General features: G+C 61.0%; 13 protein-coding genes. 5 read left to right on the forward strand and 8 right to left on the reverse strand.

Features of this window, described 5'->3' with window-relative positions:
* Nucleotides 1–94: 94 nt before the first annotated feature.
* From VR74_RS00610 to VR74_RS00620, 3 genes are all read left to right on the forward strand, one after another.
* Nucleotides 95–880: an SDR family oxidoreductase gene (locus VR74_RS00610; RefSeq protein WP_045693531.1), complete on the forward strand. Its 786-nt coding sequence runs from the start codon at nt 95–97 to the stop codon at nt 878–880.
* 103 nt (nt 881–983) lie between these two features.
* Nucleotides 984–2,603, forward strand: a complete 1,620-nt coding sequence (locus tag VR74_RS00615) for an acyl-CoA synthetase (protein WP_299949234.1) — start codon at nt 984–986, stop codon at nt 2,601–2,603.
* Between the two features lie 43 nt (nt 2,604–2,646).
* Nucleotides 2,647–3,813 carry a CoA transferase gene (locus tag VR74_RS00620; protein ID WP_045693533.1) on the forward strand — a complete coding sequence of 389 codons (1,167 nt, stop codon included), beginning with the start codon at nt 2,647–2,649 and terminating at the stop codon, nt 3,811–3,813.
* Here the strand turns inward: VR74_RS00620 and VR74_RS00625 are convergent.
* Entirely contained in the window at nt 3,810–4,505 is a 696-nt protein-coding gene (locus VR74_RS00625; protein WP_045693535.1) for a VOC family protein, read from the reverse strand. The two genes, VR74_RS00620 and VR74_RS00625, sit on opposite strands and share 4 nt — an antisense overlap.
* A gap of 83 nt (nt 4,506–4,588) precedes the next feature.
* Here VR74_RS00625 and VR74_RS00630 point away from each other — a divergent pair, with 83 nt between their 5' ends.
* On the forward strand, nt 4,589–5,755 hold the full coding sequence (locus tag VR74_RS00630; RefSeq protein ID WP_045693538.1) for an alpha/beta fold hydrolase: 1,167 nt from the start codon (nt 4,589–4,591) through the stop codon (nt 5,753–5,755).
* A 23-nt stretch (nt 5,756–5,778) separates the two neighbouring features.
* On the opposite strand, the gene VR74_RS00635 is transcribed toward VR74_RS00630, so the two are convergent.
* The 7 genes from VR74_RS00635 to VR74_RS00660 all read right to left on the reverse strand — a co-directional run bounded on the left by VR74_RS00635 (nt 5,779) and on the right by VR74_RS00660 (nt 12,467).
* Nucleotides 5,779–8,175 carry a hypothetical protein gene (locus VR74_RS00635; protein WP_299949236.1) on the reverse strand — a complete coding sequence of 799 codons (2,397 nt, stop codon included), beginning with the start codon at nt 8,173–8,175 and terminating at the stop codon, nt 5,779–5,781.
* 105 nt (nt 8,176–8,280) lie between these two features.
* Nucleotides 8,281–8,439 (reverse strand): hypothetical protein, encoded by a 159-nt coding sequence (locus VR74_RS20220; RefSeq protein WP_299949238.1) that lies wholly within the window; start codon nt 8,437–8,439, stop codon nt 8,281–8,283.
* Complete coding sequence (gene cydB, locus VR74_RS00640; protein WP_045693541.1) at nt 8,432–9,481, reverse strand: cytochrome d ubiquinol oxidase subunit II; 1,050 nt, start codon at nt 9,479–9,481, stop codon at nt 8,432–8,434. The genes VR74_RS20220 and cydB overlap by 8 nt, the downstream gene beginning before the upstream one ends.
* Before the next feature lie 10 nt (nt 9,482–9,491).
* Entirely contained in the window at nt 9,492–10,910 is a 1,419-nt protein-coding gene (locus VR74_RS00645; protein ID WP_045693543.1) for a cytochrome ubiquinol oxidase subunit I, read from the reverse strand.
* A gap of 88 nt (nt 10,911–10,998) precedes the next feature.
* Entirely contained in the window at nt 10,999–11,412 is a 414-nt protein-coding gene (locus tag VR74_RS00650; protein WP_045693621.1) for a PaaI family thioesterase, read from the reverse strand.
* A gap of 13 nt (nt 11,413–11,425) precedes the next feature.
* Complete coding sequence (locus VR74_RS00655) at nt 11,426–11,881, reverse strand: DUF192 domain-containing protein (protein ID WP_045693545.1); 456 nt, start codon at nt 11,879–11,881, stop codon at nt 11,426–11,428.
* A gap of 61 nt (nt 11,882–11,942) precedes the next feature.
* Nucleotides 11,943–12,467, reverse strand: a complete 525-nt coding sequence (locus VR74_RS00660; protein WP_045693547.1) for a cold shock domain-containing protein — start codon at nt 12,465–12,467, stop codon at nt 11,943–11,945.
* A 591-nt stretch (nt 12,468–13,058) separates the two neighbouring features.
* Here VR74_RS00660 and VR74_RS00665 point away from each other — a divergent pair.
* Nucleotides 13,059–14,159, forward strand: a complete 1,101-nt coding sequence (locus VR74_RS00665) for a glycosyltransferase family 2 protein (RefSeq protein WP_299949240.1) — start codon at nt 13,059–13,061, stop codon at nt 14,157–14,159.
* Nucleotides 14,160–14,203 lie beyond the last annotated feature (44 nt).

Raw genomic sequence — 14,203 nt, forward strand, 5'->3', positions numbered from 1 at the left:
TCGCTTGCCCATGGGTGCCGCGTGGTCAGGCGTTCCCTGTTGGCCGGGGCGGGTCTACAAATCGGGCAAAACAGCATCCCGAGGAGAGAGACCCATGCAGATCAGCAAAACCACACCGCTTGTTGTTACCGGCGGCGCATCCGGCCTGGGACAGGCCACCGCCGAAGCCTTTGCCAAGGCAGGCGCACCTGTCGCCATTTTCGACATCAATGAGGAAAAGGGCGAGGCCGTCGCCAAGGCGATTGGCGGCCTGTTCTGCAAGGTGAACATACTGGACGAGCAATCGGTTCTGGACGGGTTCGAGAAGGCCCGCGCGGCGCATGGGCAGGAGCGCGTGACCGTGCATTGCGCGATGACGGCTAAGGGCGGCAAGACGCTACGCTTCGACAAGGAGAGCCACGCCTTCAAGCGCCTGCCGACGGAAGACTATGCGTTCGGCGCGCAGGGCATTTTGATCTCGTCCTACCGGGTCGCCTCGATCTCGGCGCTTGGCATGGCGAATGCCGAACCGATTACCGAGGATGGCGAGCGCGGCGTGATTACGCTGACGGCATCGGTTGCGGCGATGGACGCGCAGATCGGACAGGTGGTCTATGGCTCGTGCAAGGCCGGTGTGAACGGGCTGGTGCTGCCGCTGGCGCGTGACCTGATGGATCTCGGCATCCGCGTGAACTCGATCATGCCGGGCATCTTTGCCACGCCGCTGATGCTGGGCGCGCCGCAGAACGTGCTCGACAGCCTGGCCGCATCGGTGCCCTTCCCCAAGCGCCTCGGCAAGCCGGAAGAGTTTGCCTCCCTGGCGATGGAATTTGCCCGCAACGGCTATTTCAACGGCCAGACGATCCGGCTGGACGGCGCGATCCGGATGGCGCCGCGCTGACCTGACGGGCGACGTGGCGTCCATCTACGTTTCAGGCTTTGCTGCCCTCGCGGCAAGGCCGTACAATTCGCATGCAATAATAACAATCAGGGAGAGACACGCCGTGGCCAAGGCTTTTGACTGGAATTTCGGGGACATGCTGGATGCGCTGGGCGAGGTGCTGGGCGATGATGCCCCTGCCCTGATCCATGGCGACCGGGTGGTGACCTGGCCGCAGATGACGGCGCGGTCGAACCGCCTGGCGCGCAACCTGCGGAACATGGGGGCGAAGACGGGCGACAAGGCCGGCTTCTACCTGCGCAACCAGCCGGAATACATGGAAGCACTGGCCGCGTGTTTCAAAGGCCGCCTGACGCATGTGAACGTCAATTACCGCTATCTGGATGACGAGCTGGTCTACATTTTCGACAATTCGGATTCCACGGTCGTGTTCTATGACGTGGAATTCATCGAGCAGGTGGAGCGCGTGCGCGCGCGCCTGCCAGGCGTGATCGCCTGGGTGCAGATCGGCGGCGACAGCGTGCCGGACTTCGCGGTGGCCTATGAAGACCTGGCCAGCGAGGGCGACGCCTCGCCACTGGGCATTGAGCGGTCGGGCGACGACATGCTGTTCCTCTATACGGGCGGAACGACGGGCATGCCGAAAGGCGTGATGTGGTCTCATGGCATCTGGCGGCAGGCAGGCATGGACGGCGTGGCCAAGGCGGGAGGCGTGGTGCCAAAGGACCTGGCCGAGCATGTCGCCAATGCGCTGGAACTGGGCCGTCATGCGCGGATCATTCCCGCCTGCCCGCTGATGCACGGCACGGGCCTGTTCACGGCCATGGGCGTGATGCTGAACGGCGGCACGGTGGTGACGCTGACCGAGAACAAGAATTTCAGCCCGCAAAACCTGTGGGAAACGGTCGCGCGCAATGGCGTCACCAATATGGCGATTGTCGGCGATGCGTTCGGCAAGCCGATGCTGAAGGAACTGGAGGACAATCCCGGCAAATATGACCTGTCGACGGTTGTGGCCGTCGTGTCATCCGGCGTGATGTGGTCTGTCGAGATCAAGCGCGGGCTGCTGAAGCACATGCCGCAGGCGGCGATGATGGACAGTTTCGGCGCATCCGAAGCGGTCGGCTTTGGATCATCGGCCATGACGGCGGATGGCGAGGTAAAGACTTCGAAGTTCGAGCTGGGTCCGAACTGCAAGGTGTTCAGCGAGGATTATCGCGAGATCCAGCCGGGCAGCGGCGAAGCGGGCTTCGTGGCGCGCGGGGGCGCTGTGCCGCTTGGCTATTACAAGGACCCCGAAAAGACGGCGAAGACATTCCCGACGATCAACGGCGTGCGCTATTCCATTCCGGGCGACTGGTGCACCGTGGAGGCCGATGGCTCGATGACGCTGCTGGGGCGCGGCTCGAACTGCATCAACACAGCCGGTGAGAAGGTTTATCCCGAAGAGGTGGAAGAGGCGCTGAAACTGCATGATGCGGTGCGCGACGCACTGGTAGTCGGCCTGCCGGATGACAAGTGGGGCCAGGCGGTGACCGCCGTGGTGTCGCTGGACAGCGAGGTGAGCGAGGATGAATTGCGCGCCTTCGTGGCGACCAGGATTGCCCGGTTCAAATCGCCCAAGCGCATCTTCTTCAAGCCGGACCTTGGCCGCGCCGTGAACGGCAAGGCGGATTACAAGACGATCAAGGCGTTCGCGGAAGAACAGGCCGGGAAAGGCTGATCACCGGCTTGGCGCCGCCGCGCGGAATGCGGTAGAGGCAGGCATGACTGACACGCCAAAACCGAATGGGCCGCTGCATGGCCTGAAGGTCGTCGAGATGGGGCAACTCATCGCGGGGCCGTTCTGCGGCCAGCTGCTGGGCGACATGGGCGCCGAAGTGGTGAAGCTGGAGCCGCCCGGCAAGGGCGACCCGATGCGCGAATGGGGACAGGGCGACAAGCCAGCCTGGTGGCGCGTGATTGGCCGCAACAAATATTCGGTGGCGGTGGACCTGCGCACCGCAGAGGGCCAGCAGCTGGCGCGCGACCTGATCGGCAAGGCCGATGTACTGATCGAGAATTTCCGGCCCGGCGCGCTGGAGAAGTGGCACCTCGATCCGGCGGAATTGCGCAAGACCAATCCGGGCCTGATCGTGGCGCGCATGTCGGGTTATGGCCAGACAGGCCCCTATGCGAGCCGGCCGGGATTTGGCCTGATCGGCGAGGGCTTTGGCGGCCTGCGCGGGATTGTCGGCGAACCGGACAGGATGCCATCGCGGGTGGGAATTTCGATCGGAGACTCGCTGGCGGCGACCTATGGCTGCATGGGCATTCTGGCCGCGCTGCACCACCGGGACAAGACGGGCGAAGGGCAGGTCATCGACGTGGCGCTGTATGAAAGCGTGCTGCAGGTGATGGAAAGCTATGTCGCGGACTATTCAACATCCGGCCACAAGCGCCAGCGGACCGGAGCGATCCTGCCGAAGATCGCGCCATCGAATGTGTATCCGTGCAAGGATGGAGACTTCCTGATCGGCGGCAACCAGGATCCGATCTTCAAGCGCCTGTGCGATGCGATGGAGCGGCCGGAACTGGCGCAGGACCCGCTCTATGCGACGCACCTGGCGCGCGGCGAAAACCAGACGGAGCTGGACGGTATCATTGCCGACTGGACGCGCACCCTGACGGTGGCGGAACTGGAAGCGCTGCTGCTGGCGCATGCGGTGCCGTCGGGCAAGGTGTACGATGCCGAGGACATGCTGGCGGACCCGCACTATGCGGCGCGCGAGTCTGTCGTGACGCTGGATGACCCGGACCTTGGCCCGGTGACCATGCAGAACACGTTCCCGAAATTCTCCGCGACGCCGGGATCAATCCGCAAGCAGGCCCCCCGCACGGTCGGCGAGGACACGGCGATGATCCTTGAGCGCTGGCTGGGACGGCCCGCCTAGGCCGGAACGGGCGGACCGGGGAATTTCGCAGACCTCGCGATGACGTCATCCGGTGTCTTCAGCATGGCCTGGTACATCTCGGGTGGATAGACCATGTGCGGCTTGGCCGGATCATAGGGCGGCTGGGGCTCGTTGCCATGCCCTGTATAGGGCGCGGGCGCCTTGTAGGCCTCAGCTTCTGCCGCCGAGATGCCGGCCTTTTCGAGCACGGCCGGATCGATCCATTGTTTCGGATCGACCGCTGTGGCCGGGGCAGCGACTTCCAGTGTCATCTGGTCGGGGCCGGCGAAATAGATCGAGTGGCAGAAGCCATGATCGAGCGGGCCGATGACATTGACTCCGTGGCTGCGGATGCGGTCTCGCATCGCGAGGAGGCTGTCCCGGTCATCGGCGCGGAAGGCGAGATGCTGCATCGTGCCGGCGGCGCTGGGTAGCGCGCCATTGCCGGAATGGGTGATGCCGAGCGTGACCGGTATCTTGCCGACATCGGGCAGCTGGACGATGGAGAAGAAGCTATGATCATTCATGCGGAGAAAGGCGTGGAGCCCGCCGGGCACGCCGTGCATGTCGAACAGGGCGACGAGCGGGAAATTCATGACCTCCGAGAAGAAGGCAATGTGCTTCTTGATGTCGGATGCCATGATGGCGATGTGATGGATGCCGCTCGGCTGCGGCCGGGACTGTTCACTCATGCATCGAACCTTTCCTGCTTTCCCCTGATCGTTCTTTCGGCAAGTATGCGCTGCATGAAAAACAAGGGCAAGGAAACACGCTGATGGCTATCGCAAGGGAACCCTACGGATTTGTTCACGCCGACAGCGGACGGTTGAAGGAAACCTATGGCGGCCCGGCGGGGCAGGTGTTCGTTGAGTGCATGCGTATCCGGCCTGAAGACCGTGACGCCGATACGGTGATCATCTTCAGCCATCCGATTGGCGGAGGCAGCTTCCTGCCGCTGGTGACGTCGCTGGCCCATGCAGGCCATCATGTCATCTATTGCAATCCGCGCTATCGCGGGAATGATACCGCGCTGATCATGGAGAAATGCGTTCTGGACCTCGGCGCGTGCATTGCCGATGCGAAGAAGCGGTTCGGATATGAGAAAGTGGTGCTGGGCGGCTGGTCTGGCGGCGGATCGCTGTCGCTGTTCTATCAGGACCAGGCGGAAAATCCTACGATTACCGAGACACCTGCGGGCGACCCGGCAGACCTTGCCGGCGCAGGGCTGATCCCGGCCGATGCCATCCTGCTGCTGGCGGCGCATGTCAGCCGGTCGCACACGATGACCGAATGGATGGACCCGTCGATCCTTGACGAGGACAGGCCGTTCGAGCGGAACACGGAGCTGAATATCTATGACCCCGCCTGCCCCAACCAGCCTCCGTACACACCTGAATTCGTGGCGCAGTTCCGGGCGGCGCAGGTGGCGCGCAACCGGCGCATCACGGACCGCGTGCTGGCACAGCTCGCCGAGATCAAGGCCGGACCTGATCCGGATGCAGAACGGTGTTTTGTGGTGCAGGGCACGATGAGTGATGTGCGCTGGCTGGACCCGTTGCAGGACCCGTCCGACCGCACGCCGGGCACCTGCTACCTGGGCGACCCGAAGATTGCCAATGACGGTCCGGTGGGGCTTGGCCGGTTTACCACCCTTCGGTCGTGGCTGTCACAGTGGAGCTATGACAAGAGCCGGGCGGACGGAACCGGCAACGCCTCGCGCATCACATGCCCCGTCCTGGTGATCAGCAATTCGGCTGACCTCGCCTGTACGCCGAGCCAAGCGCAAAGGCTGTTCGACGCGGTGGGATCGGAAGACAAGCAGATGGTGACGATCAAGGGCGCCGACCATTACTATATCGAACGTCCCGACCTGCTGCCGCAAGCCGTGAAGCAAGTATCGGACTGGACGGGTGCGCGGCGCCTGTACCGGCCAGTGGCGTGACCCGATAGAGCGCTGACGGCGCCCTATTCGCAACGCTGATATTCGGCCATGCAGGTCAGGCCGCAGTGCGCCATGGACAGTTCTGCTGGCGTTGGCGCGCGGCTGGCCTTTTCAACTGCTTCGCCCATGGCATCCAGTTTCGCCATTCCGGAACATGAGCAATCGCAGTTCCCATGGGCCGTTCCGTGCGAACCGGCGATCGATGAGATGTCCGGGTCACGGCCCGTCCTCTTCGCCTCTTCAGCCGCCTCCAGAACGGCATCGACAAGATCTTCCTGACCAGCAGGCATACGCGCGATGAGTTCATAACGCATATCATCCATTGGCGGCACGGACAGGTCCGGTTCGTAACGGGTGTCATCCTGCCAGGGAGCAGCAATGCGGAAGTAGCCATTGATGGTGCCGACAATATCCAGTGTCGGCTGGGATTCCTGCATTTGCTCTGGCGTCAGGGAATTCGGATCGGTGAAGTTTGCAACAAAACGCCCCTCAAGGATTGTCGGCGAATACTGGATGATCGTGACGGTTCCCGACGGCTTGAATTCGCGTTGCCCACCGGGCACCGAGTCTTTCGGACCCACAGCGTAAAGTTGCCCGCTGTCATAATTGTTCGTTGAGATGAGCGCGCTGGAGACCATGCCGGTGAAACCGTAGTCGAAGTAAGGAACGTCGATGTCGATGGTTGTTCCCGGCATGCTTTTCTCGAGGGCGGACAGGTTGGAGAAAGCGCTGTTCATATCGGCCAGGGTTTCATTCAATATCTCGCCCTTGGTGATCAGGTGTTCAAGCTCGCCTCCTTCTGCATTGATGCCGGACAGAACATTCAGGATGTCAGGCGTGGCGTGCAAAGAGATGTTGATGCTGCGAGCAATCGCATCAATCTCGACCCGGGTGGCTGACGGGCCGTTGAATGTCAGCTTTCGCGCGGCCTGCCTGTTCCTGGATTCACCCGTGCGGCTTGGCGCGGGCGGCATGGATGCAGATGGCAACGGCCCAACGAACGTGCTGTCGGCCAGTCCGGTTGTCGAGAAGATGGATACCTCACCGACGAAAGGTGTCGTGTTCCACGGATTGGTATTTATATTTGTGGCGATCAGTGTCATCTGCTGCTCCGGCAGCAGGTCAACGTGCCAACGGGCATAGTGCTTGCCTGTTGCTGTCATACCCGCCGCCGCGAGGCGCTTCGATGTCTTCTGATCTCCAGCCACACCGAGCCAGATCTGATTTAGCTGCTGCGCGGAATCGGCGACCATCTGAATGACCAATGTGAGAGGTTCGGGCCGGGTGACATCCCCGCCCTCAATCCGGATACATTCCCCAGCGAGCGGAAGTATGTTGAGGGTCGTGGATGCCCCTGCCGGCTGTGCATTGAGAGACAATGTTTGGCACTGGTCGAAGATTGTATCCTGCGCCACCGCCTTGACTTCATCGGCCGTCCTTGTCGCGCTTGTGTAACGACCCTCACCATATCCGGCGAAGGTCGACAGGAAGAACGCGTATTCACGATCCAGCGGCTGATTGATTGCCTTTTTCAGGCCGGTGTCGAGCCAACGCAGTACAGTTATGTCATCGCCCGATGACAAAGGTGCCAGCATAATCGTGTGCAAATATGAGTAGTCAGCCGGAAGTTCATAAACGCCCGCACTCTTATTCTGAGCCTTTGCCGAGACATGCTCGCCCAAGTATCGCCAGAATGACGCAGTCTGGTAAGCATCATTCTTGTCTTTCGGTTGTTGCAATGGAAGATCGTATCGTCTAGCGCCCCAACGCCCCCCGTTTGAGCGTGCCGGTTCCTGTCCACGCAACTTGAAGGCCATGTCGACTCCAAGGGCCTGAGCGACGCCTTCCGTGAAAAACCGGTTGAGATCAATATCGCAATGATCATAGGACGCGACCACGGCATGAAAGAGTTCATGCGCCAGATGCTCGTACAGGCGGTCGTCCCATTTTCCCCATTCAATAACAGCATCGACATCAACTTCCAGATACGTGGGATTTGCGCACATCACACGGGCAGGCGCTCCGAATCCAGCGTCGAATGGGTGGAGATTGACCTCATAGCGCCCATCGACAATCGGAAGCGCTGGTGCCCTGAATTGCATGCGCTGGTATTCGAGCGCCACCTCGTGAAGATAGGCTTCGATCCTGTCGATATGCGGCTGCATTGCGTCGTCCATCAGACCCGTCTGGTTGTCCAGAACGCCTATGGCAGCAATCGCAGCGCGCTGCACATCATTGAGATGAGGATCTTCCAGCACGACGACAAATTCTGTCGTCGGCCAAGGGACTGCCTTCGCCTCGGCAGAGGCCAGGCCTGGCACCAGTGTCCAGGCGACAAGCGCCGCGATCAATCCTCGCCGAATGCCAGTATTTGCTCGGAAAAGTGCCGTGAGTGCCAAGGCATTGTTACGTTTTATCATTTGCTCGTCCCCTTCACCTTGGCAGGCTGTCTGGAGACTGGTCTGGTACGACGAGGATAGCAATCGAAAGTGATGGCGTGCCCTTGATCAGAGCGGGCTGTCACCTCAGAGGAACAGCAGCGACCTGAGCGTATAGGCGACGGCGGCGACGGCGAGCATGGAGGCGAGCGCAATGCCGACGAACCACAAGACGCGCTTGATCAGCGGGCCTTCAGGCTGGCCTTCCGGCAAGGGCTCTGCGGGGCGGAAGACGGGGTCAGGCATGGTAGCCGTCACCCGGTTTCACCTTGCCCCAGAACAGGCGGTACACGAACGCCGTGTACAGCAGGATGATGGGCAGCATGATCGCCGCACCGACCAGCATGAACGCGAGCGCATTGTCGCGGGCAGCCGCTTCCCAGAGCGTATATTCGAAGGGCACGATATAGGGATACAGGCTGAGGCCGATACCGACATAACCGGACAGGAAGATACCGGCGGCCAGAAGGTAGGGCCGCCAGTCAGGTGCGCGTCCGGTGCCGGGATTCATGGAAAGGTCGCGCCACAGCCAGGCACAGAAGAACATGCCGGCCAGAGGGGCGGGCGACAGCGGCAGCAGTTTGGCAAAGTCGATATGGGTCATGGAGAAGCCCCAGCGTTCGCCGACTGACGGGTCGATGGCGAGCGTGGCGAGGCTGACCGCGAGGAAGCTGATCGCCACCCCGGCGAGTGACAGGCGCGCCCAATTCCGGGCCCGCAGGAAGAGGTCATCCTCCGTTTTGAGCACGAGCCAGCATGCCCCGAGCATCAGGTAGCCAATCACGACGGCAAGTCCGACAAGCACGGAGAAGGGTGTCAGCCAGTCGAACGCCCCACCGGCAAAGGCGCCGCCTTCGACATTGATCCCCTGGATCATGCCGCCAAGCATCAGGCCCTGCGAGAATGCCGCCGTGGCCGAGCCACCGAGGAAGGCGCCGTTCCAGAACCTGCGCGTGTTGGGGCGGACAGCCTTGTGCCGGAATTCGAACGCGACACCGCGAAAGATCAGCGCCGCGAGCATGATGAGGACCGGCAGGTAGAAAGCCGGCATGATGATCGCGTAGGCGAGCGGAAAGGCCGCGAAAAGGCCGCCGCCGCCAATGATGAGCCATGTCTCGTTGCCGTCCCAGACCGGTTCGATTGTCGCGGTCATCATGTTGCGCTCCTCGTCGGAGCGGGCAAGGAATGTGAGCATGCCGACGCCGAGGTCGAAGCCGTCGAGCAGGACATACATCATGACGCCAATGGCGAGGACGAAGCCCCAGATCAGTGGAAGGTCGAGTGCCATCTGTTCTCTCCTAATCCGCTGCCACAATGTCTTCGCCGGTCTCGGCGGGCTCGTCCACCGCACCAAGCGGCGAACCGGGGGCGCGGCGCTCCCGTGACGGCTTGCCCATGGGATCATCATCGAACCCACGTGTCGCGATGCGCGCCATGTAGATCGTGCCGGCGGTAAAGATGATCGCATAGGTGACCATGAAGACGAGCAGCGAGGTTGCGACCTGCGCGGTGGAGACCGGCGAAACACTGTCGACCGTGCGCAGGTGGCCATAGATCGTGTAGGGCTGGCGGCCGACTTCGGCGACGATCCAGCCGGTGATCACGGCAATGAAGCCGAGCGCCCCGCCGGGAACGGCGGCCCAGTGGAAGAGGCCCTTTTCGTCAATCCGGCCGCGCCACCAGAGGAAACAGCCCCAGAGGCCAAGCCCGAGCATGGCCATGCCGGCAGCGAACATGATGCGGAAGCTGTAGAAGACGAGCCAGATCGGCGGCGTATCGGCCTTGTCGAAGGCATCGAGTCCTTTCAGGTCTTCGCCTTCGGGCGTGCCGGGAAAGAGGATCGGGCTGGTGCCCGGAATGGTGATGCCTGCATGGCCGCAGGCATTGTCGGCGGGCCAGGCGAGCAGGACCGTGCCCTGCACCGGCGCGCTCTCGCACCATCCTTCGGCGGCGGCGATCTTGGCGGGCTGGTGCTCATGCGCGACGAGACCGGATTCGTGGCCGACCATGATCTGGATCGGCATCAGAACGGCCAGCGTGCCGGCTGCCATGCGCATCTGCCAGCGCGTCGGCGTGGTGATACGGCCACGAATGACTTGCCATGCCCCTGCCGCAAGGACGACAGCCGCGGTCGTGATATAGGCGGCGAGCAGCATGTGGGCCAGGCGCGACGGGAAGCTGGGGTTGAAGATGACCTTGATCCAGTCGGTCGCGTAGAAATTGCCGGTTTCCGGATCGATGGCGAAGCCGTCTGGCGTCTGCATCCAGCTATTGGCCGACAGGATCCAGAAGGCGGAAATCGTGGTGCCGATTGCGACGGCGCAGGTGGCGACGAAATGGAGCTTGCGGCCGACCTTGTTCCAGCCGAACAGCATGACACCGAGGAAGGTCGCTTCAAGGAAGAAGGCCGTCAGCACTTCATATCCGAGAAGCGGGCCGATGACGCTGCCGGCAATTTCGGAGAAGACGCTCCAGTTGGTGCCGAACTGGTAGCTCATCACGACGCCGGACACGACGCCCATGGCGAAGGCGAGCGCGAATATCTTGACCCAGTGGAGATAGAGCCGCTTGAAGACCTCATTGCCCGTCTTCAGCCAGAGGCCCTCGCACACGGCGAGAAAGGCCGCGAGGCCAATCGTGAAAGCCGGAAACATGATGTGGAAGGCGATGACAAATGCGAACTGGATTCGCGAGAGCAGTAATGCGTCAAATTCCATCGGTACCGTGCCTCTTGGACGTTATGGCGTCAGGCTAGCACGACTCGTCCAAGATTGCGCGGTCAGCCTTGTCGCGCGCCAACCTGCCTCATGTGGTGCGCCGCCGCAGCGATCGGAAAACGGCATCGGCGCGGGCCGCCAGGTGCCCGCCCGGCTTGATCAGCCTTGCCCGCACATGGACGATTTCCCCGTCCACGGCTGTCACTTCGGGATGCGCCTCGAGCCATGTACCCTCTGGCACGATGTCCATGAATTCGAGTGTCAGCTTGATGGTAACGGACATGCGGCCCGTTGCGCTCCAGACCGCCCAGGCAAGGGCGCTGTCGGCAAAGGCCGAGATCATGCCGCCATGCAGGAAGCCCATCCCGTTGCAGTGACGGTCGAGCACCCACATGCCCGTGCGAATGTCGCCTTCGGCGGTCGCGCGGTAGGTGGGGCCATTGTGCAGGGTGAACTTGCCGCGCGAAGGCGTTGGCGCGAAGCCCGGGGGCGGCGGATTCATGACGCGGCGCGGATCATCCGCCAAGGTTTCCAAGCACCTCATGCCGGACCATATCGCCAGGCTCTATTCCCAATGCTTCGCTGCGGCCGCCATTCAGTTCAAGCACAGCCTTGACCGGCACGCCGGGGCCTATGGTGCGCAGAGAGCCCGGAACGGCGTTGCGTGCGATCGCCAGGACTTTGCCATCGGGCGCGATGAACAGCATGTCGAGCGGGATCAGCGTGTTCTTCATCCACATGCTGGCTTCGCGCGGCTGGCCGAAATCGAACAGCATGCCGGCATTCGGCGCCATGGATTCGCGGTCCATCAGGCCTGTGCGGATCTCTTCAGCATCATTGGCCAGTTCGACAGTGAACTTGTGGACTGAATCGCCCGTGTCGATTTCAAGCGGTCCGGTTTCCAGCTGGGCGAAAGCGCCCTGAGCAAGGAAAAACGCGGCGGCGAAAAGGCTGGCGATCAAACGGGTCATGGGCGTTGGTTTAGCCGCGCATTCTGGGCTGAGCAAGCGATCTTGGCTGCAGAAAATGGGCCTAGCGCGGTTTGACCAGGGTGACGTGTTCGCCCTTGCCGCCATTCTCGATGACAACGTCCAGCCGTGTGCCGGGCTCGACATCCTCATAGCCCGCCTTTTTCAGGTGGACCGCATGCACGAAAATATCCACATCAAGGCCGTCGCGATGCACGAAGCCGTAGCCGCGCGTGCGATTGAACCATTTGAGCGTCACGGTCGTGTAGTCGAACTCCACGCCCTTTTCGCGGGCAACCACGGCACGGGGGCGTTCCATTTCGATGATGTGGGCGGTCTGCCAGCCTCGTCCGCGATGGACGGCATCGCAGATGATGCGCGCGTCTTCATCGGCATAGGTTTCGCCATAGTCGCGCAGGCAGGAGATGTGCAGCATGACATCACCTGTGAGGGATGCGTCCGACGTGGATTCCGCCACGATGAACCCATAGCCCTTGGCGCTATCGAACCACTTCACGCGGCCGATGACGCGCACCACGGGCTCAGCGCCCGGCATGTCTGATTCGGATTTTGCCACAGCTCTCGTCATCAACCCAAATTCCCCAAGGAGGTAACCTAAAATGTGAAGGCGCGCTTGTCACGCGATCTTCACAACAAAAGCCAAGAAGTTCAGCTTGCACGTAGTGATCCAGTGATTACGCGACAAATGCCCAGGAAGTTCTCAGCAGACCGAACCTGTCCTGTCAGTACGGGTAAATCAGAGGAATCGGTATGTCACGCACGTCGTGCGGGCTGACGCAGACAACCTCTTCCTGCGCACCCTGAGGCCGGACATACACCAAGGGACAATTCAATCATGGATTGCCATCCCGAAAATGCGTCAGGCCAAGTCCCACCGCGTTCGGAAGTCGGGTTCGAGCAAAACGCCAGCCCTATGATCGGCCGCCTGTCTACCGAGCGGCCTGAGGTAATGGAGGGGAATCCTAGCCGAAAGCATCTCTTCAGATTTGTGCTGCTTTATTTGCGTTTCTTTGAGCTTTTATTGGCATAGTTATTGCTAACATTTTGATCGAACCGCGAATTGCTTGCAAAACAGGAGATTAAAAGGGGGAAGAATGGTGTGGGCAGGCGAAAGCATAATCAGCGGTTGAATTTGACGTCCGGAGTGGCGGACGAATCCATGTCGTGCGACCGATCTGAAGGGATCGCGCTGGATCAAGATGAGCTTGTTTCTGTGATCGTTCCCGCGTTCAACGCGGAGAAATGGATTACCGAAACCCTCTCGTGCATCGCTGCACAGACATATTCCGATATTGAAGTGCTGGTAGTCGATGACGGATCGACGGACAGCACGCCCGACCTTGTCAATCGTTTCGTCGAATCCGACGCCCGATTCCACCTTATAACGAAAAGCAATGGCGGCGTGGCGAGCGCCCGCAATCTCGGTATCGAGCTTGCCAGAGGACGATTGATTGCGCCCTGCGACGCAGATGATCTCTGGTCAAGCAACAAACTTGAACTTCAAGTCGAAGCCTGGAAACGAGCCGGGCCAAATGTCGGCCTCGTGTATTGCCGTTCCGCCTCCATCGACAGCGACAGCCTTATCCTTGAATTGCCGATCACGCCGCTTCACCGCGGTCGCGTTCTGATCGACATGTGCCGCGCCAATCTGATCGGTAATGGAAGCAGTACCTTGATGCGCCGCGACGCTGTTCTTGCGGCCGGCGGGTATGACGCCTCCTTGCGCGTCCGAAATGCCGAAGGTTGCGAGGACTTCAAGCTCTATCTCCAGCTTTCCGCCGATTATGATTTTGACTATGTCAGTGACTACTGTGTCGGATATCGTCAGACGCCCAGCAACATGTCGAGTGGGGCATTTCGCATGATCAGGTCTCAGGACATCGTGATCGGCGAATTCCTTGAACAATTTCCACATCTTAAGCGAGAATTTCAATGGAACCAATCCTGGTTCCTGAACTGGCTTCGCCGGAAATCCATCACCAACGGACGCTATCTGGAATCGCTTGGAATGCTGTTCAAAATGATCATGCGCTATCCCGGGATTACAGCGCGAATTCTCGTCGAGTCCGAGTTGGTCCCAGCCTTTCAGCGGACCGGATGGGATCTGAAAATCTCGCCGACCATGCACCCCTCAGCCAGAGCGTTTCAGGGGCAGCATTTCCGTTCGCTCAATGCCGATTGTCCGAAGCGCGATCACCAACATTCCCTCCACATTCAAGCTCCTGCTCCAGAGGACGCTGAGACGCGCGGAAGACTGTAGACGATGGTTTGGGCCCAGAATCTGAAATCGCCCGGAGTTGCTCA

Source organism: Hyphomonas sp. BRH_c22 (genome assembly GCF_000961795.1).
Lineage (GTDB): Bacteria > Pseudomonadota > Alphaproteobacteria > Caulobacterales > Hyphomonadaceae > Hyphomonas.